Raw genomic sequence first — 22,584 nt, 5'->3', positions numbered from 1 at the left:
CATCGCCAAGGAGCGATCATGCAAGAGAAAATGCCCATCGCCATCGTGTCGGATGTGGTCTGCCCGTGGTGCTTCATCGGCAAGGCGCGGCTCGAGACGGCGCTGGCCAATCACGGCCTGACCGACCGCGTCGCCATCACCTGGCTGCCCTATGAACTCAATCCGGACATGCCCGCGGAAGGTGCGGACCGGGCGAGCTATCTCGATGCCAAGTTCGGGCCCGGCAAGCGCAAGGAAATCGAGATCAGGCTCTCGGAAGCGGCGCTCGAAAGCGGTGTGACATTCAACTGGTCGAAGGTCACACGTACGCCCAATACCCGCATGGCCCATATGCTGATCGCGGCCGCGTCCACCGTGCAGCGCGGCAGCGAGATGAAGGCAGCCCTGTTCAAGGCCTATTTCCAGGATGGGCGAGATATCGGCGATCTGGAGACGCTGGTGGCGATCGCGACCGAACTCGGGTTCGAGGAGAATGCGGCTCGCGACGAACTCACCAATGATGAATTGCGTGAGACGATCATCGGCCTCGAGGCCCACGCCCAGAAAGTCGGGGTGACCGGGGTGCCTTTCTTCATTGTCGACGGCAAGCTCGCGGTTTCGGGCGCGCAGACGCCGGATGTCTGGACCAAGGTCTTTGCCCAGCTTGCGCGCGAGACGGCGTGAGCGAGAATATCTCCGGTTTTCGTTTGCCTCCGCGCTGGTCTAGAAGGGGCCGGCGGGGGGCAGAGTCGAGATGAGATCGGACGCGACGACACGGGCCGTTACGACTGCGGACGGCCGATTGACGATCGAGGGCGAGCGCAATGCGTTCGTGCAGAGCCCGGCCCGGCACCTCCTTCTTGAAACGGGGCCGCTCGATGTGATCTCAGGCTATGCCAGCCAGAACGGTTCGCTCGGCTCCGTTGCCAGGCTTCGCGGCTTTGGCTCCCTGGGGCGCGATTGGCTCGGGCGTGCCGGATTTGCGGACCGTGCTCAGCACGTCGCGCTGAGCATACGGGCCCTTCCTGAAACCGGCGAAGGCAAGATGCTGCTCAGGCTGGGTTTTGACGACGAAGCGGATGCTCCGCATGCCGGGGCCTTTTCGGCCGATCTTTTCGTCTCCGCACCGGTCTATGCCGAATTGAAGAGCGATCTGCAGGCGGGCCAGGTCGATGCCATCTCGATCTCGGCGGCGACCAATCTCTGGATCAGCGATGCCGATCGTGATCCGCCGGCCGGCGGCCCTGTGACCTGGTATCTCGGTATCGAGGCGGACGGTCGCACGAGTGGCAGTGCCAAGGGGCTGGTGCAGAGCCTGAGCTGGTCTCAGCGCGGGCGCAGGCAGGAAGAGCCGCATCCGGTGCTTGCTGTCCATCCCACTGGAGCTGCGGGTGAAGACCCGGAGGACGGTATCGAGTTCCGCAAGCTGCGCCAGATGACCGTGCTCAATCGCTGGATGATGAATCTGCTGATTGCGCTGATCGCCATCATGTTCGTGCTGGCTTTGAAGTGATGTTCATGTGCGAAGGTCCGATGTGATGGGTGTCGTCCGCTACCTCAGCCACCCCCAGGTCAAGATTGATCCAGCCGTGCCTGTGCCCGATTGGGGGCTGTCGGATATCGGCCGGGCACGGGCCCTGGCCTTCGCGGCTGCGCCTGGGCTCGTCGGAACCCGGCTCATCGTCTCGTCGGCCGAGCGCAAGGCGATCGAGACGGCGGAATGCGTCGCGGAGCAGCTCGGCCTCCCCGTCGAGATCCGCGAGGCCATGCACGAGAACGATCGGTCGGCCACGGGGTTCCTGCCGCCGTCGGAATTCGAGAAGGTGGCCGACGAGTTCTTCGCCAATCCCGAGCTGAGCGTTCGCGGCTGGGAGCGTGCGCTCGATGCGCAGTCGCGGATCGTTCGGGAAACAGAGGCCGTACTGGCCGCGGCGGGGGATGGCGACATTCTGCTCGTCGGCCATGGCGGGGTCGGCACCTTGCTGCTCTGCGCTACGTCTGGCTGGCCGATCAAGCGCCTGCGCGATCAGCCCGCAGGCGGTGGCAATCTCTTCGCATTCGACGTAACGACGCGAATCGTGCAGCACGGCTGGCAATCGATTGAGGAGTTCGCAGCGTCATGACCGCCAAGATCAACGATCTTCGTGACCGCATGATCGTGGCGCTCGACGTGCCGACGATCTGGGACGCCTACCGCATCGTGTCCGAGCTGGGCGATGGGGCGAGCTTCTACAAGATCGGCTACCGACTCGCCTTTGCCGGCGGGCTCGACCTGTCCCGTCAACTGATCTCGGAGGGCAAGAAGGTCTTTCTCGACCTCAAGCTGCACGACATCGGCAACACGGTCACCGAGGGAGTCGATTCCCTGACCAAGCTCGGCGTCACCTTCCTCACCGTCCACGCCTATCCGCAGACCATGCGCGGCGCGGTCGAGGGGCGGGCCGACTCCGATCTGAAGCTGCTCGCCGTCACCGCGCTCACCTCCTACGATGATGGCGATCTGCGCGATGCCGGCTACGGCCTCGCCGTGCGCGATCTCGTGCGCCTGCGTGCCCAGCAGGCCCGCAGCGCGGGCATCGACGGCATCGTCTGCTCCGCCGCCGAGACCGAGATCGTGCGCGACATCATTGGTCCCGACATGGTCATCGTGACGCCCGGCATTCGCCCCGCGGGAAGTGCCGCCGGCGACCAGAAGCGGACCCTGACGCCCGGCGAGGCGATCCGCGTCGGCGCCGACTATCTCGTCATCGGGCGCCCCATTATCCGCGCGGCTGACCCGCGTGCGGCGGCTGCCGCGATCATGGACGAGATCGCCGCGGCTTCGTAGTCTGGCCGGATCAGGTTTCAACCAAAGAACGGAAGCTGGAAATGCCCAAGGGATATGTCATCGGTCGCGCCATGGTCTCCAACGCGACGCTCTGGGCGGTCTACGCCGCCAAGGCCTCCGAGGTGATCAAGCAGTATGGCGGTACGCCGATCGTGCGTGGCGGCCAGATGACGGTGGCCGAAGGCGAGGGCCGGGCCCGCAACGTCGTCATCGAATTCAAGGATTTCGAGACGGCCAAGGCCTATGCGAATTCGCCGGAATATGCCGCGGCCCGCAAGGAGCGCGAAGGCGCTGGCGAGATCGATCTCGTTGTCGTGGAAGGGCTCTGAGCCATGGCGAAGGGATATTGGGTCGCCCGCGTCGATGTCGAGGATCCGGAGGCATACGCCAGGTATCGCACCCTGAATGCCATCGCCTTCGCCAAATTCGGCGCGAAGTTCCTGGTGCGTGGCGGCGAGTACAAACTCGCGCGCGGCGAGGGGCGCAAGCACAACGTCGTCATCGAGTTCAAGGACGAGGCAACGGCGCGCGCCTGCTACGAGTCGCCTGAATACCAGGAGGCGACCAAGCATCTGGCGCAGGCGGGTCAGTCCGACCTCGTCATCATCGGGGGCTATGACGGGCCTCAGCCCGGCGCGTGATGCCTCCGCACCAGCGATAGCGCGCCTGCAATCGCATCGCCTCTGACGGCGGAGAGCCTGCGCCTGACATCGGGCGCAAGCCAGGCCTCCATCGCGGAGGACAGGCCGCCGATCAGCGCAACGCGTGGCACCTCGCGCTCGAACAAGGTGCGCACCATGGCGTCGATCAGGGCCGCGCCATTCTGCATGATGGCCCGGGCATGCGAGTCGCCGAGGTCCGCATGGCGCAGCACCAGGGGCGCGAGCGTCGCGTAATCCGTGGCGTGGGCCTTGTCCATCCAGGCGATGACCTCGAACGGATCGCCCTGGAACCTGGCGAGGACGTCCGTCGTGAAGCGCGTTTGCGGCTCCCGGCCGTCATGGGCACGCAGCGAGACGCGAATGGCGGCAAGGCCGAGATCGGCGCCGCTGCCCTCGTCACCGACCGGGAAGCCGTAGCCGCCAATCCGAATCTCGCGTCCGTCGACGCGGGCGAGGCCGATCGAGCCAGTGCCGATGATGATGATCCCACCGTCCTCACCGGCATGGGCGCCAAGGCAGGCGCCGAGCCCATCGCTCTCGAAGACTGTGACGGCGAAGGGGCTTGTCCAGCCTGCAAGCTCCTCCTGCATGCCCTTGCGGCCGATGCCGGCAAGGCAGATTCCGGCGCGGACCCGACTGAACTGATCCTCGCTGAGGCCAGCCTCGCTCATCGCGCCGCGCGCTGCCTGCATCACCGCGGCAAGCGAGGCCTCCAGACCGAGACGGAGCGAGGCCGGCCCCGCGATGCCCGAGCCGAGCACCTCTCCCTGGGCGGTCTCGAGCCGGCAGCGGCAGCCAGTGCCGCCGCCATCGACACCAAGATACAGATCGGCCACAGCGCTCATGCGCCGACCCGTTCGATATCGGCGCCGCAGCGCCTGAGCTTGCGGTCGAGAGCCTCATATCCGCGGTCGAGATGGTAGATGCGGCTGACCACGGTCTCGCCCTCGGCAGCGAGCCCTGCGAGCACGAGGCTGACCGAGGCGCGCAGGTCGGTCGCCATGACCGGCGCCGCCTTGAGCGCTTCGACGCCGCGCACCATGGCGCTGGTACCCTTCAGCGTGATGTCGGCGCCGAGCCGGACCAGCTCCGGGACATGCATGAAGCGGTTCTCGAACACCGTTTCGCGGATCAGCGAGGTACCGTCCGCCACGCTCATCAGCGCCATGAACTGCGCCTGCAGATCGGTCGAGAACCCGGGATAGGCCTGGGTCATGATGTCGATGCCGGTGAGACGGCCCGGCCGCGACACCATCAGCCCGCGATCGGTCGGCCAGAGTCTGACGCCGGCGGCTTCGAGCGCTTCGCCGACGGCTGCGAGATGTTCGAGCCGTGCGCCGACCAGTTCGAGTTCTCCGCCGGTGATCGCGGCCGCAACCGCATAGGTGCCTGCCTCGATGCGGTCGGCGACGATCTCATATGTCGCTGGCCTGAAGCTCTGGGCGCCCTGGACCTGCAGGCGATGGCTGCCGATGCCCTCGATCCTTACGCCCATTGCGACGAGGCAACGGGCGAGGTCGAGGACCTCCGGTTCCTTCGCCGCGTTGACGATCTCGGTTTCGCCGCTGGCAAGGCTCGCCGCCAGCAAGGCGGTTTCGGTGGCTCCGACCGAGGAGAAGGGAAAGACGATGCGCGCGCCGCGCAGACCGGCGGGAGCATTTGCCTCGATATAGCCGCCGGCGACGCTGATTTCGGCGCCGAGGGCCTCGAGCGCCTTCAGGTGAAGGTCGACCGGGCGTGCACCGATCGCGCAGCCGCCGGGCAGGGAGACGCGGGCATGGCCGAAGCGGGCGATCAGCGGCCCCAACACCAGAATGGTCGCGCGCATCTTGCGGACGATGTCATAGCTCGCATCCCGCGGCGCGGCTTCGCTGGCGTTGAGCGTCAGCGCATCCGCCGCGCGCCCGGAGAAGCTGACGCCGTACCCTTCCAGCAGGGCCTGCATTGTCCCGATATCGACCACATCAGGCAGGTTGCGCAGGGTCAGTGGCTTGTCGGAGAGGAGCGCGGCTGCAAAGGCGGGCAAGGCGGCATTCTTGGCGCCGCGGATATCGACGGTTCCGGACAGCCGCTGGCCACCGCGGATCAGGAGCTTGTCCATCAGGGGCCCTCTTGCGCGCGTTCGGGGGACTTCTCATAGCGCAGGAAGCGGTGCTCCGCGCCGGCGAAATCGCGGCTGTACTCGCTGGCTCGATGCCAGCCAGCCCGCTCATAGAAGCGTCGCGCGCCCATATTGGCCGCGAAGACCTCGAGCGAGCAGGCGCCATTCGCCTCGGCATGGGAGAGCAGGGCTGCTCCATGGCGGCGGCCGGTCTCGGCCACGAAGAGCATGATGACATGACCGTCGAGCAGCAGCAGGACGCCTCTGACGCCGCCATCGTCCAGGACTGTGAGATGCTCCAGGTCCCGTTCGAACCGGGCCTCGAAATGCGCAACGTCATAGGTCGACGCCGCATCGCCGATGATGGGACGGAAGCTGGTCTGATAGGCTTGCGCAAGGATGGCTGCCGCCGGAGCGATATCGCCAGGCTCTGCCTTGCGGATGATCACGACCGGCCCCGCAGACGGGGATCGAGTTCATCGCGGAGCGCGTCGCCGAGCAGGTTGAAGCCGAGCGAGAGGAAGAGGATGCCGAGCCCGGCGAAGATCGCGTTCCAGGGCGAGAGCAGCACGAAATTGCGCCCTTCCGCCAGCATCAGCCCGAGCGAGGGCGTCGGCGGCTGGGTACCGAGGCCGAGGAAGGAGAGCGAGGCCTCGACCAGGATGGCGGCCGACAGCAGCAACGAGGTCTGGACCAGGATCACGGAGGCCAGATTGGGCAGGATATGGCGCAGCATGATGCGCAGGTCCGAGGCGCCGATCGAGCGGATGCCGGCGACGAAGTCGCTCTCGACCAGAACGAGGGCCGGGCCACGGATCAGCCGTGCGAAGATCGGCACATAGACGACCGCAATCGCGATGGCGGCGCTTTCCGTTCGCGGCCCGAGCATGGCGATGATGCCGATGGCGAGCAGCATCACGGGAAAGGCGAAGAGGATGTCCATCAGCCGCATCACGATGCGCTCGCACCAGCCGCGATAGAAGGCGGCGAGCAGGCCGAGGCCGCCCCCGACGAGCAGCGCGAGGCCGACGGCGATGCCGCAGGCGATCAGGGCGGTGCGGTAGCCATAGAGGATGCGCGCCAGGATATCGCGGCCGAGATGATCGGTGCCAAGCCAATGCGCGAGGCTCGGCCCCTTCAGGCGGGCGACGATGTCCTGGGCGAGCGGGTCATAGGGCGCAATCAGGGGGGCGGCGAGCGCCAGCGCGATCTGCAGCGTGACGATGATGCCTGCAGCAATGGCGATGCGGCGGCTCTGGCTCATCACGTAGTCCTGAGCCTTGGGTCGATCAGCGCATAGGCGAGATCGACCAGGGCGTTCACCAGCACGAAGCCGACGGTGACGATGAGGATGGTGGCCTGGACCAGCGGGTAGTTCCGCTCGGCGATGCCGCCGAGGATCAGCCGCCCGAGGCCCGGAATCGAGAAGACCTGCTCGACCACGATGGCGCCCCCAAGCAGATAGCCCGTCATGATGCCGACGCTGGTGACGAAGGGAATGAGCGCGTTGCGGAGCGCATGCCGGTAGAGCACCGCGGTCTCCGAAAGCCCCTTGGCGCGGGCCGTGCGGATATAATCCTGGCTGAGTGCGTCGAGCATCGCCGTGCGGACAAGGCGCGACAGATTGGCAAGGATCGGCAATGCCAGCGCGATCGCCGGCAGCAGCAGCCGCTGCAGGTTGCCGAGCGGGTCCTCGCTGAACGGGACATAGCCGAGCGAGGCGAAGCTTGGGGCCAGGCTTGCCACGGTGATCAGCATGACGATGCCGAGCCAGAAGGACGGGATGGTGAGCCCGGCGATCGCTCCGATGCGCAGGACGAGATCAGCCCGTCCGCCGCGCCAATGCGCCATCAGGCAACCGACGGGCACAGCGAGGCCGGCGCCGATGACGAGCGCCAGCACGGTGAGCTGCAGGGTCGGCCAGATCTGGGTCGTGATTTCCTGGAGCACCGGCCGGCCGGTCCAGATCGAGGTGCCGAAGTCACCGTGGAGCGCTCGCCCGAGCCAGCTCAGATATTGCTCGAGCAGCGGCCGGTCGAGCCCGAGTTCGCTGCGCATCGCCGCAACGCGTTCTGGCGTCACTTCGGTATTGGCGCCGAGCATGATCGCGACCGCATCGCCCGGGATCAGCCGGATCATCATGAAGACGATCACGGAGATTCCGAAGAGCACGATCGCGAGGTCGAGGCAGCGCTGGAGCAGATGGCGGAGCATGCCTCAACCGTGCCGGATCAGCGCAGGCTGGCGCGGCCGAGCGAGACCAGCGAGCGGTTGGCGTAGATGTCATAGCCCTGCAGGTTGCCGCGCACGGCGCTGAACAGGGTGGGATAGGCGATATGGGCCGCCGGGCCCGAGCAACCTAGGATCTTTTGCGCGTCACGATACGCCGCCTGCCGTGCTGGCTTGTCGAGCGTCGCGCGGCCCTTGTCGAGCAGCGCATCGAGCTCGGGGTTGCTGTACTTGAAGACGTTGGTCGATCCTCCCGTGCGGAACGCGCGGTAGAAATAATCGTCGGGCTCGATGCTGCCGGCATTGGTCGAGGCGAAGAGGTCGAAATTCGAGTTGCGCCAGTCCTGTACGAACTGGCCCAGCTCGGGGTTCTTCAGCTCCACCTTGAAGCCGGCCTTGCCGAGCTGCTGCTGCACGACCTGGGCGATGTCGCGGATGTCCTGCCGCGGCAGGATCGTCATGCTGACCGAGATCGGCGTGGCGATGCCGGCTTCCTTGAGCAGCGCCTGGGCCTTGGCCGGATCATGCGTGTAGCAGGGCAGGTCCTTCACATCGACCGCCCAGTCCTTCAGAACGGGAGGCAGCGGGGCAGCCGGGGCGCCGCTGCCGAACAGCGCTGCGTCGATGATTTCCTTGCGGTTCAGGGCGTAGTTCAGCGCCTCGCGCACCTTCGGATTGTCGAAGGGCGGCTTGGAGACGTTCATGCCGATCAGCGTGTAGGCGAGCTCCATCGTCTCGCGGATCGCCACATTGGGCTTGCCCTTGAGCTGAAGCGCGGTGGCTGCATCGATATGCGGCAGCAGTGCGAACTGGCCATTGCCGATTCCGACCTGGCGCGTGGCCGCTTCGGGAACGAAGTTGAACTTGACGCCTGCAAGCTTCACCTCGGCCGCATTCCAGTAGCCGGCATGCTTGGCGAGTCGGATGAAGCCGTTCGGCTGCCATTCCTCGAACTTGAACGGGCCGGTGCCCATCGGCGCGCGCTGCAGCGCGTCCTTGTTGCCCTCGAGCCCGCGTGGGACGATCGCGATGCCGGTCAATGATGCGAGCAACGGGGCCGACGGCTCCTTGAGCTTGAGCTTGAGCGTGGTCGCGTCGACGGCCGTTGCGCTTTCCAGCGCTCCGAGGCGGCTCGCGAGCGGCGAGCCGACATCCTTCGAGAGCACCCGCCGCAAGGACGAGGCGGCGTCTTCCGCTTCCATCGGCTTGCCGTCATGGAAGGTCACGCCGGAGCGGAGCTTGAACGTCACGGTCTTGCCGTCGGCGGATGCGGTCCAGGACTCGGCCAGGCCGGGAATGATGTTGAGGTCCTTGTCGAGCGCGGTCAGTCCTTCATAGATCGGGCCGAGCACGAGCTGCGACGAGGCGAAGGCTGTGACGATATGGGGATCGAGCCCTGCAGGTGAAGCCTCGACGGCGACCTCGAGCACCTGGGCGGACGCAGCACCGGCGATCAACGCGAAGGCGCTGGCAGCGATGCTGCTGCGCAACGCGCGGCATCGTCCCGAACCCTGCTTCATGGCGCGATACATGGCCCATCCCTCCCGGCAGACGGCGCATTCTAGGGCGCTCGTGCGATCAGTTTCGCATATGGACCACTTAGGGACCAATCTGGACAACGCTTAGCCGATCGCCTAGAGCCAGTGCAAGCCTTGAAGCTTGCCACGGGCATTAGGGAACGGAAGATGCGCGATCTGGCCAAGCAGACACTGACCGCGATCGGCGTGATCAGCGGCACGTCGATGGACGCGATCGACGTCTCCATCGTCGAGAGCGATGGCCGCGAGACGCTCCGCTTCGGCGCCGGCGCTTCCTACCCTTATCCAGCACAGACGCGGCGTGAACTTCAGGCTCTGATTGCCGAGGCCGAACGAGCGGTCAAGGAACCGCTGCTCGAGCTGGAGGCGGCTGTCACCGCCGCCCATCTCGATGCGGTCAGGCGCTTCATGGCCGAACAGGCGCTCGATCCGCAAAGCATCGACCTCGTCGGCCTGCATGGCCAGACCGTCTATCACCGGCCGGAAATCCGCTTCACCCGCCAGCTCATCGACGGGCCGGCGGTTGCAAGAGCGCTTGGCGTCCCGACCGTCGATCGCTTCCGCTACGCTGACGTTGCGGCGGGCGGCGAGGGGGCTCCCTTCGCGCCGCTCTATCACCGTGCGCTGGCGCAGGGGCTGGAGCAGCCCGTGATGGTGCTGAACCTCGGCGGCGTCGGCAATGTCACCTATATCGACGGCGACGACGTGATCGCTTTCGACACCGGTCCGGCCAGCGCGATCCTTGACGATTTCGTCTTGCGGCGGTTGGGTCGTGAATACGATGCCGGCGGGGCACTGGCGGCGAGCGGGCAGGTGCACGAGGATCTCGTGGCCGACTTCATGACGAATCCGTTCTTCGAACGCCCTGCGCCGAAATCTCTGGACCGCAATGATTTTCATCGCCGCGCCAAGGGCGTGGAAGCTCTCTCCGACGCCGATGGCGCCGCAACCCTCGCCGCCTTTACGGTGGAAAGCGTGGTCGCCGCGCTGCGCCATGTGCCGAAGGCGCCGAGACGCTGGCTGGTCACGGGCGGCGGTCGCCTGAACAGCCATTTCATGGCGAGGTTGCATGAGCGCCTCGGCGTACCGGTGGAGCCCGTCGAGGCTGCTGGCTGGGCTGGCGATGTCATCGAGGCGCAGACCTTCGGTTATCTCGCGATCCGCTCGGTCAAGAGCCTGCCGCTCAGCCTGCCCGGCACGACCGGGGTGCCGGAACCGCTGACCGGCGGGCGGCTCAACCTGCCGAGCTAGTCTTCGCGTCGGCGGCGCGCTTCGGGCAGCCAGCGCCGGGCCCCGCATCGCAGCATCCGCAATCCGACCTTTGGCGGCGCGGCCCAAAGATGAATTGGCCCGCCGCGGTGCGATCGGCTGGCTTGCCTTGCCGTTGTGAAGCGAGAATCGGGTCGGCGCGGTTGGTCCGACAACCCAGCAAAACGAGGGGTGCTGGTCGAGGCCGCGAGGCTTCCAGACGAAACAACTCTTCCCTGTCGGTTCCTCGCTTGCTACTGGGCTAAAGTGGACTTATTTTGGTCTGGTCACGAGGGGCTATCCATGGCGACTGAAGACGTCAGCGCGCGCTTTCGAGAACTTGATGCCTGGGGCGACCTCGACATCCTCAAGGCGCTTTACGAAGGCCAGCTTGCAGCGGTCGCCACCATCGCGTCGTCCTTGCCGGCGATTGCGGAAGCCGTTGCCGCGGCCGTGCCGCGCCTCGAGGCCGGTGGCCGCCTGATCTATGCAGGTGCCGGCACCTCGGGCCGCATCGGCGTGCAGGACGGCGCGGAACTGACCCCGACCTTCGACTGGCCGGAAGAGCGGTTGGCCTTCGCCATCGCTGGCGGCGACGAGGCGATCCTCCACGCCGTCGAGAATGCCGAGGATTCGGTCGATGACGGCGCGGGCGCGATGCGCCGCACCGATGTCGGGCCGAACGACGTCGTGATCGGTCTCGCTGCCAGCGGCCGCACGCCTTACACGCTCGCTGCCATCGGGGAAGCCAAGGCGCGTGGCGCCCTGACCATCGGCGTCGCCAATAACCGCGGCTCGGCACTGCTGCGCACGGCGGATCTCGGCATCCTCACCGAAACCGGGGAAGAGGTCGTTGCCGGCTCGACCCGGATGAAGGCCGGAACCGCCCAGAAGATCGTGCTCAACCTGTTCTCGACGCTGCTGATGATTCGTCTCGGCCGGGTCTATCGCGGCCTGATGGTCCATATGCGCGCGACCAATGCCAAGCTCCGGCTGCGGGCGGCGCAGATGGTCGAGATGATCACCGGATGCGGCATGGAGGCCGCCGCCCGCCATCTCGACCGCGCCGGCGGCGATGTGAAGCGCGCCGTGCTGCTTGCAAGCGGCGCCGAGGCTGCCTTTGCCGAGACGTTGCTCGCTCGCCATCACGGCAATCTGCGCCTGGCCCTGTTCGATCTCGGCGTCGGGACGAACGACCTGGCCAAGGCGCCTCCCAGGGCGGCCCCGTGAGCGAAACCTCACCCGGGCGCGGTCCGCGGCGTCCGCGCGAGGGTGCGTCCGACGCTGCCCCCGAAGCGATGCCGGCCAAGCAGCAGGCGATCCTTCAGGCGCTCGCCGGAGACGACCCGACGCCACGCTATCTCAGGCTCGCCGGCGCTCTGTCCCGGCTGATCGAGACCGAGGTCTTCCTTCCCGGCGATGCCGTTCCGTCCGAGCGCGATCTCGCCCAGCTGACCGGTTATGCCCGGGTCACCGTGCGCAATGCCATCGACGAGCTCATTCGCAGCGGCGCGTTGTCGCGACGGCATGGCTCGGGCACCTTTGTCGCCTCGCGTATGGAGCAGCCGCTCTCGGTCCTGGCGAGTTTCTCGACCGATATCGAGAACCGCGGCGGCCGGCCGGGTTCGATCTGGCTGTCGAAGGAGCTGGCGCGGCCGAAGCCGCAGGAATCGATGGCGCTGGGTCTCGGGCCGAGCGACGCTGTCGTCCGGTTGATCCGGGTCAGAACGGCGGATGGAGAGCCGCTGGCGATCGAATGCGCCGTCGTGCCGGCCACCATCCTGCCGTCGCCGGATCTGATCGAAACCTCGCTCTACGCCGCGCTCGCCCAGAGGGGGGCAGCACCTGCCCATGGCGTGCAGCGCATCCATGCCGGCCTCGCGACGGCGGATGAGGCAAAGCATCTCGGCATTCCGGCAGGCAGCGCACTGCTCAGGATCGAGCGCCGTGCGTTTCTCGGCAATGGCAAGCCGGTCGAGTTCACGCTCTCCGCCTATCGCGGCGATCGCTATGATTTTGTCGCGACCTTGAAGGGCGAAGCGATGGGGCCGCAACCGTGACACTGCAGGATCGAAACCCCTCCCGCATGTCGGCCGAGATCACTGAAATCCCCCAGGCCGCGGCGCGGCTTCTGCAGGAGGGGCAAGGCGAGATTGCGCGCGTCGCCGATGCGCTGCAGATGTCGCGCACCAGCCATGTCGTCGTCAGCGGCCGGGGCAGTTCCGGCCATGCAGGCACGCATCTGCGCTATCTCATCGAGACCCGCCTGGGCTTGAGTTCTGCTGCTGCGGCCCCTTCGGTGGTGACGCGCTATGGCGGAAGCCCGCGTCTCAAGGAGGCGCTCTATATCCTGATCTCGCAGTCTGGCCGCAGCCCCGATCTGGTGGCGGCGGCCGAGCAGGCGACAGCGGCCGGGGCGCAAACGGTCGCGATCGTCAATGATCCCGATTCCCCTGCCGCTCGGGCCTGCCGCCATGTCATCCCGATCGCGGCGGGTCCCGAGCTCGCCGTGGCCGCAACCAAGACCGTTGTGAACACGATGCTGGTCGGCATGCTGCTGGTCGCGCGTCTGAGCAGGGACGCTGCACTCGCGACATCTGCGCAATCGGCTCCGGAACGTCTTGCCCAGGCGCTCACCCTCGACTGGTCGGCCTGGGCGCGCCGGCTCTCCGATGCGCCTGCCGGCTTCGTCATCGGGCGCGGTCTGACGCTGGGCCCGGCGCGCGAGGCCGCGCTCAAGGCGGCCGAGGTCCTGGGCGTGCCCGTGCTGGCGTTCAGCGCCGCGGAAGTCCTGCACGGACCCAAGGCCGCGATCCGGAGCGAGCATCCGATCCTCGGCCTCAATGCCGGTGGCGAGGTTTCGGAGAGCATCGAGGAGGCCCTGGCGACGCTTCGTCGCGAGGGGGCGTCGATCTTCTCGGGATGCGGACCGCGTCCGACACTCCCGGGACTGGCAGCCGGCGACCCGGTGCTCGACGCGATCGCGCTCTTGGTGCCTGTCTATCGCGCGCTGGAAGCCGAGGCGGTGCGGCTTGGCCGCGATGTCGATCGCCCACCGGGGCTGGTCAAGGTCACGGAGACGCTGTGATGGCAGCGCGGCGGCAGGGCTGGCGCGCGCGGCGCCTGTTCGATGGCGAGCGGATCTGGCCGGATCGCCTCGTCGTCGCCGAGGACGGGATCGTCACCGAGATGCTGCCGTCAAGCGCGCAGCCGCACTGCGTGATCGAGGAACTGCCGGATAACGGCGTGCTCGCGCCGGGCTTCATCGATGTTCAGGTCAATGGCGGTGGCGGCGTCATGCTGAACGATACACTGAGCTGCGACGGCATCGCTGCGATCAGCGCTGCCCATGCCCGCTTCGGCACGCGGTTCCTGCTGCCAACCCTCATCAGCGCCAGCAGGGCAGATATCGCGAAGGCCATCGCAGCTGCACGCGAAGCGATTGCGCGAGCTGTGCCGGGCGTTCTTGGCATCCACATCGAGGGCCCCTTCATCAATCCCGAGCGTCGTGGTGCGCATCTGGTCGCCAATCTCCTGCGGCCCGAGCCGGAGGATATCGATCTGTTGGCGTCGCTCGGCGCCGCTGGCGTGACACTGGTGACGCTCGCGCCCGAATGCGTGCCTTCCGGCTTCATCCGCGCGCTGGTCGCGCGTGGCGTCAAGGTCTGCGCGGGCCATTCCAACGCGAGCGCGGCTGAGATGGCGGCGGCCCATGCCGAGGGCCTGAGCGGTGCCACCCATTTGTTCAACGCCATGTCGCAGCTCGGCTCGCGCGAGCCGGGCGTGGTCGGTTCGGTGATGTCGGGCATGGGGTTGACCGCGGGCATCATCGCGGACGGGCACCATGTCGCCTGGCCGTCCTTTCAGGCTGCGTTTCGCGCGATCGGGCCGGACAGGATGATGCTTGTCACCGACGCGATGGCGACGATCGGCGCCGACAGGGATGCCTTCGAACTCTTCGGCGAGACGATTCATGTCAGCGGCGGCCGGCTCGTCAATGCCGAGGGCCGCCTCGCAGGCGCTCATCTCGACATGAATGCCGCGATTCTCAATGCCTATCGGCACGGCGGCGCGACGCTTGAGCAAGCCTTGGCGATGGCGAGCGCAACGCCTGCGGCCTATCTCGGCCTGTCCACCAGCCATGGCCGGATCGCGCCGGGGCGGCGGGCGGAATTCTCCGTGCTGCGCACCGGCGGTTAGTTCTGCAGAGCGGATATCGTATCCTGCCGGAGGGCTTGGCCTTCTGTGATCGCGTCGGCTTCCCCGACGATCGCAATCCACTTTTCGGGCCGATGGTTGGCGCCATCGGCTCAGGTGAGCCTGTTCCTGAACATCCAGGCGGCGAAGGGCAGGGTCACGGCGGCAATGGCAATGAGCGCCAGCATCTCCGGCAAGAGCTGCCTGATTCCGGCGCCCTCCAGATAGATCTGATGCGTGATGCTGATGGCGTAGCGCAGCGGGTTGATCAGGGTGAAGTACTGCAGGATCTCGGGCATGTTGCCGATCGGAGCCGTCAGGCCCGAGAGCAGCATGAAGGGCATCAGCAGCACGAATGAGCCGATCATTGCCTGCTGCATATTGCCCGCGATGGACGAGATGAAGAGGCCGATCCCGACCGATGCCGCGAGGAACAGGAAGAGGCCGAGATAGAGCATCGCAAAACTGCCGGAGAACGGGATCTGGAACCAGAGCTGCGCCACAAGCAGGATCAGCGTCGACTGGGTGAGCCCGATCAGCATGGCGGGGACCGCCTTGCCGACCATGATCTCCGAGGGCCGGAACGGCGTCACCAGCAACTGATCGAATGTGCCTTCCTCGCGCTCTCGCGCCACCGACATCGCAGTCAGCATCATCGTCATCATCATGGTGATGGTGCCGATCAGGGCCGGAACCATGTACCAGCGCGTTTCGAGGGTGGGGTTGTACCAGGCCCGTGTGGTCATGCGAACGGGTGGGCCGGGCTGGCCGTGCGAACTCTGCCAGTCGGCTCCAAAGCCGGTGACGATCTGGCTGACATAGGTTTGGGCGGTACCCGCGGTGTTTGAGTTGCGACCGTCGGCGATGACTTGCACGGCGGGCGCGGTCCCCGCCTGCAGACCGCGCTCGAAATCGTAGGGAATGGTGATCACCAGCAAGGCGCGCTGGTCGTTGATGATGTCGGCGATCTGGCGCTCGACGTCGAGCGTGGCGACCCGCGTGAAGGTGCCGGAACCGTCCAGGCGCGCGATCAGTGCGCGCGAGACGGCGCTTCGATCGTGGTCGAGCAGTGCATAGGACACGTTGTTGAGGTCATAGGTCGCGGCATAGCCGAAGATCAGGCACTGCAGGACCGGTGGGGCGATCAGGGATATGCGGCTCTTCGGATCCTTCAGGATCGCGAGTAGTTCCTTGCGGATCAGGGCGAGGATGCGCAGCAGCGTGTCGAGCATGGCCCACCTCACACGATGGTCTTGCGCGTCGCGCGGATCGCAAGCGCGATCAGCACCGCGGCCATGACGGCCAGCACCGCAGCATTCGGCAGGATCACCGGCCAGATGTCCCCGGCGAGGAACAGGGTCTGCAGAACGCTGACGAAATAGCGCGCCGGGAAGATATGCGTGATCACCTGGATCGCGACCGGCATGCTGCGGATGTCGAACATGAAGCCGGACAGCATCATCGCCGGGAGAAAGGTGGCGATGATCGTGATCTGGCTCGCGACGAACTGACTCTTGGTCAGCGAGGAGATCAACAGGCCGATGCCGAGCGCGACAATCAGATAGAGCATCGACACGGCAACCAGCAGCCCGAGCGAGCCTCTGATCGGCACGCCGAAGAGCAGCTTGGCACCAAGGATCGAGAGGGCGAGCCCGATCATGCCGAGGATGAAATAGGGCACGGTCTTGCCAAGCAGGATCTCGCCGGGACGCACGGGCGTGACGAACAGCGCCTCGAAGGTTCCGCGCTCCCATTCCCGCGCAACGACAAGCGCGGTCAGCAGCGCACCGATCAGCGTCATCACCAGCACGATCAGGCCGGGAACCAGGAAGTAGCTGCTGTTATTGGCATCGTTGAACCAGAGCCGGCTCTCGATCGAGACTGGCGGACCGGCGATGATGCGGCCCATCGCGGCCTCGCGCGCCATCCAGGTTGCAACGGCACCCTGAGCATAGCCGAGCGAGATGCGGGCGGTATTGGCGTCGGTGCCATGGACCAGCACCTGGATCTCGGCCGTGCCCTGCTCCATCCGGCGCGCGAAATCGGGCGGTATGCGGACAATGGCGTGGACGCGCTTGTCGAGCATCATCCGCTCGGCCTCGGCCATGGTCTTGACCTGCACCGCGTTGAAATAGTCGGAGAGTTCGAAACTCGACGCCGCGCCGCGCGCCTCGGCCGAGATGTCCTCCATGACGATCGCGACCGGGACGTTCTTGACGTCGAAGGAAAGCCCGTAGCCGAAGAGCACGAGCAGCAGCATCGGCATGATCACGCCGATCGCGATGCTGCTCGGGTCGCGCACGACCTGCCAGCCCTCCTTCCGGATCAGCGCCGCGATGCGGCGCAGCCTTGCCATTCCGCCGGTCTGTGAGGTCACGGCGGTCATGCTGCGGGCCTCTGCTCGGCACGCCCGTCACGCGACGTCTCGACGATGGCGATGAAGGCATCTTCCATCGTCGGCTGGCGTCCGTCCTGGGCCGTGGCATGGGCCCTGATCTCGGCCGGCGTGCCTTCGGCCAGGCTGCGTCCGGCGTCGAGGATGATGATCCGGTCGCAATATTCTGCTTCCTCCATGAAATGCGTGGTCACGATCACGGTGACGCCCTGCTCGGAGAGCGCCGTGATCCGCCCCCAGAATTCGCGCCGCGCGATCGGATCGGCGCCGCTCGTCGCCTCATCGAGGAAGAGGATGTCCGGCTCGTGCAGCAGGGCGGTGCCCATCGCGAGGCGCTGCTTGAAGCCGCCCGGCAATTGCCCGCTCGGCAGCCGGGAGAAGGCATCGAGCTCGAATTGCCGCTTCGCCCAGGCGATCCGGTCCGCCTTGCGCCTCCCACGCAGCCCATAGGCGCTGGCGAAGAAATCGAGATTCTCGTCGACGCTCAACTGGCCGTAGAGCGAGAATTTCTGGGCGACATAGCCGAGCCTGCGCCGCGCCTCGGCACGCGATGTCCGCAAATCCGCGCCAGCGACACGCAGCGTGCCGTGCGAGGCTGGCAGCAGCCCGCAGAGCATCCGGAACGTGGTGCTCTTGCCGGCGCCGTTGGGGCCGAGAAGCCCGTAGATCTCGCCGCTCCGAACCTCGAAGCTGACATGATCGACAGCGGTGAAATCGCCGAAGGTGCGGACGAGATCACGGACCTCGACCGCCATGGCGCCGGAACCCGGGGAGGTGGGCTGGTCGAGCGTCATGGCACTGCTGCGTGTGCGCTCGGCGACGGCGGCAAAAAGCACCATGAACCCGTCCTCGAAACGTGGCGGCACGCGGCGATGCCGAAGCGTGCCGTCGCCGAGGGGCAGGGCGCCCGTTTCGCTCGGAGCTGCGAGCACGACGCGGACTTGCCCGGCTTCGGGCACGGCATCGATGACGCCGTCGTGCTGAAACAAGCGTGCCTGCAGCGAACGTGCCGGCATTCCCTTGGGCGTCTCGATGATGAAGGTGCGGCCTTCAGCTTTCGCCGTGATCTCGCTCGGCGTGCCCTGCGACAGCACCTTTCCGGCATGCATGACGACTGCATGGTCGCAGAGCTCGGCCTCGTCGAGATAGGAGGTGCTGACGATGACGGTGAGCCCATCCTCGCGCACCAGCTTGAGCACGATCGCCCAGAGCTCACGCCGCGACAGTGGGTCGACGCCGACGGTCGGCTCGTCCAGCAGCAGTAGTTCGGGAGCACGGACGAGGGTGCAGGCGAGCCCCAGTTTCTGCTTCATGCCGCCGGACAGCTTCCCGGCCAGCCGCTCACGAAAACGCCCGAGCTGGGTCATCTCGAAGAGGCGAGGGTAGATGTGCTCGCGTTGGTCCGCACCGACGCCGTGCAGATCGGCATAGAGATCGAGATTCTCCTGGACGCTCAGATCCTCATAGAGCCCGAATTTCTGCGGCATGTAGCCGATGCGGTCCTGTACGGCCTGGGGATCGTCAGCGACGACAATGCCGAGAACGTCGAGCATACCCTCATCGGGTTTCATCAACCCGGCGATCAGCCGTAGCAATGTGGTCTTGCCGGCACCGTCGGGGCCGACGAGGGCGGTCAGCGTGCCTTCCCTGGCTTCGAAGGAGACATCGTCGAGTGCCTTGACGGTTTCGCCGGTGGCCCGGCGGAACGTCTTGTGGAGGGTCCGCGCCGTGACGGGTGAGACGGGCGCGGCGGGGGTCATGGCTTGGTCTTCCCGGTCTCGGGTACAGCAGCGCTGTTTGCGACCGCAGCCTCGGCTCCCGGCAACATCTTGATGGTGGCTGGCATGCCGAGGCGCAGCCTGTCCTGCGGGTCCTCGACGAAGACACGCATCTCGTAGACGAGGCTCGTGCGCAGATCCTCGGTCTGCACCGTTTTCGGGGTGAACTCGGCGACGGGTGAGATGAAGCCGATCCAGCCTTCGAGCGGCTGGTTCGGAAAGCTGTCCGTGGTGACCTGCATCCGCATGCCAGAGCGGACCTGTCCGAGCTTCGGCTCAGCCACATAGGTCCGCACCCATTTCGTGCCGGTCATGGCCAGTGAAAGCACCGGGCGGCTGGGCGAGGCCATCTCGCCGGGTTCCATCAGCCGCGAGCGAACCACGCCGTCGAAGGGAGCAAGCAGCTGCGCATCGACCAATTGGCGCCGGGCGAGCGCAAGCTGCGCCTGGTTGCCGCGGAGCTGTGCCTCTGCCTGCGCGATGTCCTCCGAGCGCGGGCCGGCGAGAGAAAGGTCGAGGGCGCTCTTTGCGACATCGAGCTTTGCCTTGGAGGTCTCGGCAAGAGCCTTGGCGGCATCAAGGTCCTGCTGGCTGACGGCATTCGCGGACAGGGCGCGCCGCCGCTCATATTGCGCGGCGGCGTTGACCGAATCCGCCCTGGCCGATTCCAGGTTGGCGCGGGCCTGGGCGATCTCCTCGGGGCGAGAGCCGTTGCGCAATCGATCGAGTGCGGCCTTCTGGGCCCCGACAATCGCTTCCATCTGGTCGATCTGCGGTTGCAGGCGGCTCGTATCCAGCTTCGCAAGGACCTGGCCGCTGCGAACGACATTGCCCTCCTCGACAAGGATCGCGGCGATGCGTTCGCTGCCGTTGAAGGCCAGCGAGGCCTGCCTGAGATCGACATTGCCGTAGAGGACCAACTCGGATGTCGCGGCGGGGCGGTGGCTAAACCACCAGGCGCCTGCGGCCCCCAAGAGGGCGATGACAGCCAGTATGCGCGGTGCCTTGCTCATGCCTTCAAGGATAGGCGCGTGGTGCAATATGTCAAATCTGAATTTAAATTCTATCTTTCAAATATTCTTGATCGGCGTTAAGCTCGGGTCATGAAACGAGCGATTCCTCAAAAACGACCCGGTCGCCGCGAGGACGGTGCGGCCACCAAGGCGCAGATTCTCGATGCGGCCGGAGAGGTCTTTGCGGAAAAGGGCTTTGATCGCGCCACCGGCAAGGAGATCGCCGAGCGGGCGGGCAGCAATTCTGCTGCCGTGAATTACTATTATGGCGGCATCGACGGGCTCTATGCCGAGGTGTTGGTCGAGGCGCATCGCCGCCTGCTGACCTATGATCGGCTGCTCAAGCTGGCAGAAGCCCCAGGGACTCCGGAGGACAAGCTTCGCACCCTCATTGGTCTCGTGGTCCGCACGATCATGGGGCCCGCCTCCTCGAGCTGGTCCTTGCGGGTCCTGAGCCGTGAGGTGCTGGCTCCAACACCCGCTTTCGCAGTGCTGCGGGATCGCGAGATTCTCCCGAAGAAGCGCATCGTCACCGGGATCGTCGGCGAAATCCTGGGAGTGCCGCATGATCACCCCGTCGTTGCCCGGTGCTGTCTCACTGTCATCGCCCCCTTCGTGGTGATGCTCGTCGGCAACCGCCAGGTCCTCGCGCAGGTCTTTCCCGACCTGGCGTCGGACCGGGGCGCTGTCGACGAGATGGTCGCCCATTTCCAGCGCTTCGCTTTCGGCGGCATCGCTGCCGTGGCAGCGGAACTCGATGCGCGGGAGGAAGCTCGTTCCGCCTGAGGTGATGTGCTGCCGATCAGGCTTGCATCCATCCGACCTCCAACCGTCGGATCCCGCGCCATTGCCTGTGGTCATCGCTAGACACCATCGTCGCATGACTGCCCGCTCCAAAGCTCCATCCGCTGAAGCGTGGAAATCCGAGCTTCTGTGATCTGCGTCATTGAGTGCGGCCCGGCGCAGGCGCAGAATTCTTGTGGCGGGGGGCTGAGAGTTCATGACCCATTCGGGAGGAACGATCATGCAAGCCCAGAGCCTCACGACACTGGCGGCCGGAACGAAATCCATCAGCGCCTCAGCCATCGAGGCGCTCGCCGCGCAGCTTCACGGAAGCGTGCTCGACGAGACTGATGCCGCATATGACGATGCACGCGCGATCTGGAATGGGATGGTCGATCGCAGACCTGGCCTGATCATACGCTGTGCGGTGGCTGCCGATGTCGTCAGCGCTGTGCGATTTGCGCGTGACAACGGACTATTGCTCTCTGTGCGTGGCGGCGGACACGGCATTGCCGGAAATGCCGTCTGCGATGGCGGCCTGATGATCGACCTGTCACCGATGAAATCGGTCCGAGTCGACGAAGCATCGCAGCGCGCCTGGGTCGAGCCGGGCGCTACCCTGGCCGATGTCGACAGGGAAACCCAGGAATTCGGATTGGCGGTGCCGACGGGCATCAATTCGACCACGGGCATTGCCGGCCTGACGCTGGGCGGCGGCTTCGGCTGGATCACGCGGAAGTTCGGGCTTACCCTGGACAACCTGCTGTCGGTCGAGGTGGTGACGGCTGACGGCGAGCTCAGGCGCGCTAGCCAGTCGGAAAATCCGGACCTGTTCTGGGCCCTGCGCGGCGGCGGCGGAAATTTCGGGGTGGCCACCGCGTTCGAATTTCGGCTTCACAAGCTTGGCCCCCAGGTTTTGGCTGGCCTTGTCGTGCATCCCTTCGATGATGCCGAGGCCGTCCTGAAGGAATATCGTCAGGCGCTCGAAGTGGCGCCCGACGAGTTGACCTGTTGGGTCGTGATGCGGCAGGCGCCGCCCCTGCCGTTCCTGCCGGCCGAGTGGCATGGCAAGGAAGTGCTGGTGCTCGCGATGTGCTATTGCGGCGACATCGCCGAAGGCGAAAAGGCAACCGCCAGGCTGCGTTCCATCGGAAAACCGATCGTCGACGTGGTGGGGCCGGCGCCTTTCGCGGCGTGGCAACAGGCTTTCGATCCTCTGCTCACAGCCGGGGCCCGCAACTACTGGAAGAGCCACGACTTCACCGAGCTCTCGGACGCGGCGATCAGGATCCTGATTGGCGCGGTGCGTCGGCTCCCGGGGCCGGAATGCGAGATCTTCATCGGCCATGTCGGTGGGGCGGCCGGCCGCGTTGCGGCGGATGCGACCGCCTTTCCGCAGCGCAGCTCCCATTTCGTCATGAATGTTCATGCGCGCTGGCGCGAACAGGGCATGGATCAGGCCTGCATCGCCTGGGCGCGCGCGCTCTTTGATGCCGCAAGGCCGTATTCAGCTGGAACGGCCTATATCAACTTCATGCCGGCAGACGAGATGGACCGCGTCCAGGCGGCTTACGGAGGCAGTTACCATCGCCTTGCCGAGCTGAAGCGGCGCTACGACCCGATGAACCTGTTTCGCATGAACCAGAATGTGAAGCCGACGGCGGGTTCGCAGGCCGCCTGAGCTCAGCTGCCTGAGCAGTTAGGACGAGGTTGGATGGCTGGCCCAGGCCGCAGGGATCGACGCGTATTGTGTCCCTGCGGGCTGGTGCGTCTCCATGGCTTAATGAGACTCTCCGCCGGCGCCGGGCCGGCTCTCCAAAGCGTGCCTTAGGTC

The 22,584-nt window shown here is 66.0% G+C and carries 23 protein-coding genes; 13 read left to right on the top strand and 10 right to left on the bottom strand.

Annotated features, from left to right (window positions below):
• Nucleotides 1-18 precede the first annotated feature (18 nt).
• The 6 genes from AB4118_RS13435 (at nt 19) to AB4118_RS13410 (ending at nt 3,447) form a co-directional block, all read left to right on the top strand.
• On the top strand, nt 19-663 hold the full coding sequence (locus AB4118_RS13435; RefSeq protein ID WP_441490197.1) for a DsbA family oxidoreductase: 645 nt from the start codon (nt 19-21) through the stop codon (nt 661-663).
• 70 nt (nt 664-733) lie between these two features.
• Complete coding sequence (locus AB4118_RS13430) at nt 734-1,492, top strand: hypothetical protein (protein WP_441490196.1); 759 nt, start codon at nt 734-736, stop codon at nt 1,490-1,492.
• 25 nt (nt 1,493-1,517) lie between these two features.
• Nucleotides 1,518-2,102: a histidine phosphatase family protein gene (locus AB4118_RS13425; protein ID WP_441490494.1), complete on the top strand. Its 585-nt coding sequence runs from the start codon at nt 1,518-1,520 to the stop codon at nt 2,100-2,102.
• A complete protein-coding gene (pyrF, locus tag AB4118_RS13420) occupies nt 2,099-2,806 on the top strand; it encodes an orotidine-5'-phosphate decarboxylase (protein ID WP_441490195.1) in 708 nt (235 codons plus the stop codon). The genes AB4118_RS13425 and pyrF overlap by 4 nt, the downstream gene beginning before the upstream one ends.
• A gap of 41 nt (nt 2,807-2,847) precedes the next feature.
• Nucleotides 2,848-3,135 (top strand): DUF1330 domain-containing protein, encoded by a 288-nt coding sequence (locus tag AB4118_RS13415; protein WP_069877716.1) that lies wholly within the window; start codon nt 2,848-2,850, stop codon nt 3,133-3,135.
• 3 nt (nt 3,136-3,138) lie between these two features.
• Nucleotides 3,139-3,447, top strand: a complete 309-nt coding sequence (locus AB4118_RS13410) for a DUF1330 domain-containing protein (RefSeq protein WP_441490194.1) — start codon at nt 3,139-3,141, stop codon at nt 3,445-3,447.
• Here the strand turns inward: AB4118_RS13410 and AB4118_RS13405 are convergent.
• Genes AB4118_RS13405 through AB4118_RS13380 form a run of 6 tightly spaced genes read right to left on the bottom strand, consistent with a single transcriptional unit; the run spans nt 3,432 to nt 9,330 of the window.
• Nucleotides 3,432-4,313 carry a glucosamine kinase nucleotide-binding domain-containing protein gene (locus AB4118_RS13405; protein ID WP_441490193.1) on the bottom strand — a complete coding sequence of 294 codons (882 nt, stop codon included), beginning with the start codon at nt 4,311-4,313 and terminating at the stop codon, nt 3,432-3,434. The genes AB4118_RS13410 and AB4118_RS13405 overlap by 16 nt on opposite strands.
• Complete coding sequence (murA, locus tag AB4118_RS13400) at nt 4,310-5,569, bottom strand: UDP-N-acetylglucosamine 1-carboxyvinyltransferase (RefSeq protein ID WP_441490192.1); 1,260 nt, start codon at nt 5,567-5,569, stop codon at nt 4,310-4,312. The genes AB4118_RS13405 and murA overlap by 4 nt, the downstream gene beginning before the upstream one ends.
• Complete coding sequence (locus AB4118_RS13395; RefSeq protein ID WP_441490191.1) at nt 5,569-6,018, bottom strand: GNAT family N-acetyltransferase; 450 nt, start codon at nt 6,016-6,018, stop codon at nt 5,569-5,571. Before AB4118_RS13395 ends, murA begins: the two co-directional genes overlap by 1 nt.
• Nucleotides 6,015-6,833, bottom strand: coding sequence for an ABC transporter permease (locus AB4118_RS13390; protein WP_441490190.1), 819 nt, complete (start codon nt 6,831-6,833; stop codon nt 6,015-6,017). Before AB4118_RS13390 ends, AB4118_RS13395 begins: the two co-directional genes overlap by 4 nt.
• Nucleotides 6,833-7,783, bottom strand: a complete 951-nt coding sequence (locus tag AB4118_RS13385) for an ABC transporter permease (RefSeq protein WP_441490189.1) — start codon at nt 7,781-7,783, stop codon at nt 6,833-6,835. Before AB4118_RS13385 ends, AB4118_RS13390 begins: the two co-directional genes overlap by 1 nt.
• Before the next feature lie 17 nt (nt 7,784-7,800).
• Entirely contained in the window at nt 7,801-9,330 is a 1,530-nt protein-coding gene (locus AB4118_RS13380) for an ABC transporter substrate-binding protein (protein ID WP_441490188.1), read from the bottom strand.
• Nucleotides 9,331-9,483: 153 nt separating this feature from the next.
• Here AB4118_RS13380 and AB4118_RS13375 point away from each other — a divergent pair, with 153 nt between their 5' ends.
• The 5 genes from AB4118_RS13375 (at nt 9,484) to nagA (ending at nt 14,784) form a co-directional block, all read left to right on the top strand.
• Entirely contained in the window at nt 9,484-10,587 is a 1,104-nt protein-coding gene (locus AB4118_RS13375; protein ID WP_441490187.1) for an anhydro-N-acetylmuramic acid kinase, read from the top strand.
• A 300-nt stretch (nt 10,588-10,887) separates the two neighbouring features.
• The gene (locus AB4118_RS13370; RefSeq protein WP_441490186.1) at nt 10,888-11,814 is read left to right on the top strand and encodes an N-acetylmuramic acid 6-phosphate etherase; all 927 of its coding nucleotides are present in this window, start codon (nt 10,888-10,890) and stop codon (nt 11,812-11,814) included.
• Complete coding sequence (locus AB4118_RS13365) at nt 11,811-12,644, top strand: GntR family transcriptional regulator (protein WP_441490185.1); 834 nt, start codon at nt 11,811-11,813, stop codon at nt 12,642-12,644. Before AB4118_RS13370 ends, AB4118_RS13365 begins: the two co-directional genes overlap by 4 nt.
• Nucleotides 12,641-13,672, top strand: coding sequence for an SIS domain-containing protein (locus AB4118_RS13360; RefSeq protein ID WP_441490184.1), 1,032 nt, complete (start codon nt 12,641-12,643; stop codon nt 13,670-13,672). Before AB4118_RS13365 ends, AB4118_RS13360 begins: the two co-directional genes overlap by 4 nt.
• Nucleotides 13,672-14,784, top strand: a complete 1,113-nt coding sequence (gene nagA, locus AB4118_RS13355) for an N-acetylglucosamine-6-phosphate deacetylase (protein ID WP_441490183.1) — start codon at nt 13,672-13,674, stop codon at nt 14,782-14,784. Before AB4118_RS13360 ends, nagA begins: the two co-directional genes overlap by 1 nt.
• Nucleotides 14,785-14,894: 110 nt before the next feature.
• On the opposite strand, the gene AB4118_RS13350 is transcribed toward nagA, so the two are convergent.
• From AB4118_RS13350 to AB4118_RS13335, 4 genes are read right to left on the bottom strand one after another with little or no spacing between them, the layout of a single operon-like run.
• A complete protein-coding gene (locus AB4118_RS13350; protein ID WP_441490182.1) occupies nt 14,895-16,013 on the bottom strand; it encodes an ABC transporter permease in 1,119 nt (372 codons plus the stop codon).
• Nucleotides 16,014-16,021: 8 nt separating this feature from the next.
• A complete protein-coding gene (locus AB4118_RS13345; protein ID WP_441490181.1) occupies nt 16,022-17,167 on the bottom strand; it encodes an ABC transporter permease in 1,146 nt (381 codons plus the stop codon).
• Entirely contained in the window at nt 17,164-18,936 is a 1,773-nt protein-coding gene (locus AB4118_RS13340; protein ID WP_441490180.1) for an ATP-binding cassette domain-containing protein, read from the bottom strand. The genes AB4118_RS13345 and AB4118_RS13340 overlap by 4 nt, the downstream gene beginning before the upstream one ends.
• Nucleotides 18,933-19,967, bottom strand: a complete 1,035-nt coding sequence (locus AB4118_RS13335; RefSeq protein ID WP_441490179.1) for an HlyD family secretion protein — start codon at nt 19,965-19,967, stop codon at nt 18,933-18,935. The genes AB4118_RS13340 and AB4118_RS13335 overlap by 4 nt, the downstream gene beginning before the upstream one ends.
• A gap of 90 nt (nt 19,968-20,057) precedes the next feature.
• Between AB4118_RS13335 and AB4118_RS13330 the strand changes: the two genes are divergently transcribed.
• Together AB4118_RS13330 and AB4118_RS13325 are read left to right on the top strand one after the other, a co-directional pair.
• Nucleotides 20,058-20,753 (top strand): CerR family C-terminal domain-containing protein, encoded by a 696-nt coding sequence (locus AB4118_RS13330; RefSeq protein ID WP_441490178.1) that lies wholly within the window; start codon nt 20,058-20,060, stop codon nt 20,751-20,753.
• Between the two features lie 238 nt (nt 20,754-20,991).
• On the top strand, nt 20,992-22,431 hold the full coding sequence (locus tag AB4118_RS13325) for an FAD-binding oxidoreductase (protein ID WP_441490177.1): 1,440 nt from the start codon (nt 20,992-20,994) through the stop codon (nt 22,429-22,431).
• Nucleotides 22,432-22,584 lie beyond the last annotated feature (153 nt).

This window comes from Allobosea sp. 2RAB26 (assembly GCF_052115465.1).
GTDB lineage: Bacteria > Pseudomonadota > Alphaproteobacteria > Rhizobiales > Beijerinckiaceae > Allobosea.
The sequence above is the reverse complement of the archived record's forward strand: the minus strand, read 5'-3'. Positions and strand labels throughout refer to the sequence as shown.

What these genes read in the sequence shown, in the direction of transcription:
- AB4118_RS13435 (WP_441490197.1), top strand. Translation starts at nt 19, where the DNA reads ATGCAAGAGAAAATGCCCATCGCCATCGTGTCGGATGTGGTCTGCCCG.
- AB4118_RS13430 (WP_441490196.1), top strand. Translation starts at nt 734, where the DNA reads ATGAGATCGGACGCGACGACACGGGCCGTTACGACTGCGGACGGCCGA.
- AB4118_RS13425 (WP_441490494.1), top strand. Translation starts at nt 1,518, where the DNA reads ATGGGTGTCGTCCGCTACCTCAGCCACCCCCAGGTCAAGATTGATCCA.
- pyrF (WP_441490195.1), top strand. Translation starts at nt 2,099, where the DNA reads ATGACCGCCAAGATCAACGATCTTCGTGACCGCATGATCGTGGCGCTC.
- AB4118_RS13415 (WP_069877716.1), top strand. Translation starts at nt 2,848, where the DNA reads ATGCCCAAGGGATATGTCATCGGTCGCGCCATGGTCTCCAACGCGACG.
- AB4118_RS13410 (WP_441490194.1), top strand. Translation starts at nt 3,139, where the DNA reads ATGGCGAAGGGATATTGGGTCGCCCGCGTCGATGTCGAGGATCCGGAG.
- AB4118_RS13405 (WP_441490193.1), bottom strand. Translation starts at nt 4,313, where the DNA reads ATGAGCGCTGTGGCCGATCTGTATCTTGGTGTCGATGGCGGCGGCACT.
- murA (WP_441490192.1), bottom strand. Translation starts at nt 5,569, where the DNA reads ATGGACAAGCTCCTGATCCGCGGTGGCCAGCGGCTGTCCGGAACCGTC.
- AB4118_RS13390 (WP_441490190.1), bottom strand. Translation starts at nt 6,833, where the DNA reads ATGAGCCAGAGCCGCCGCATCGCCATTGCTGCAGGCATCATCGTCACG.
- AB4118_RS13385 (WP_441490189.1), bottom strand. Translation starts at nt 7,783, where the DNA reads ATGCTCCGCCATCTGCTCCAGCGCTGCCTCGACCTCGCGATCGTGCTC.
- AB4118_RS13380 (WP_441490188.1), bottom strand. Translation starts at nt 9,330, where the DNA reads ATGTATCGCGCCATGAAGCAGGGTTCGGGACGATGCCGCGCGTTGCGC.
- AB4118_RS13375 (WP_441490187.1), top strand. Translation starts at nt 9,484, where the DNA reads ATGCGCGATCTGGCCAAGCAGACACTGACCGCGATCGGCGTGATCAGC.
- AB4118_RS13370 (WP_441490186.1), top strand. Translation starts at nt 10,888, where the DNA reads ATGGCGACTGAAGACGTCAGCGCGCGCTTTCGAGAACTTGATGCCTGG.
- nagA (WP_441490183.1), top strand. Translation starts at nt 13,672, where the DNA reads ATGGCAGCGCGGCGGCAGGGCTGGCGCGCGCGGCGCCTGTTCGATGGC.
- AB4118_RS13350 (WP_441490182.1), bottom strand. Translation starts at nt 16,013, where the DNA reads ATGCTCGACACGCTGCTGCGCATCCTCGCCCTGATCCGCAAGGAACTA.
- AB4118_RS13345 (WP_441490181.1), bottom strand. Translation starts at nt 17,167, where the DNA reads ATGACCGCCGTGACCTCACAGACCGGCGGAATGGCAAGGCTGCGCCGC.
- AB4118_RS13340 (WP_441490180.1), bottom strand. Translation starts at nt 18,936, where the DNA reads ATGACCCCCGCCGCGCCCGTCTCACCCGTCACGGCGCGGACCCTCCAC.
- AB4118_RS13335 (WP_441490179.1), bottom strand. Translation starts at nt 19,967, where the DNA reads ATGAGCAAGGCACCGCGCATACTGGCTGTCATCGCCCTCTTGGGGGCC.
- AB4118_RS13330 (WP_441490178.1), top strand. Translation starts at nt 20,058, where the DNA reads ATGAAACGAGCGATTCCTCAAAAACGACCCGGTCGCCGCGAGGACGGT.
- AB4118_RS13325 (WP_441490177.1), top strand. Translation starts at nt 20,992, where the DNA reads ATGCAAGCCCAGAGCCTCACGACACTGGCGGCCGGAACGAAATCCATC.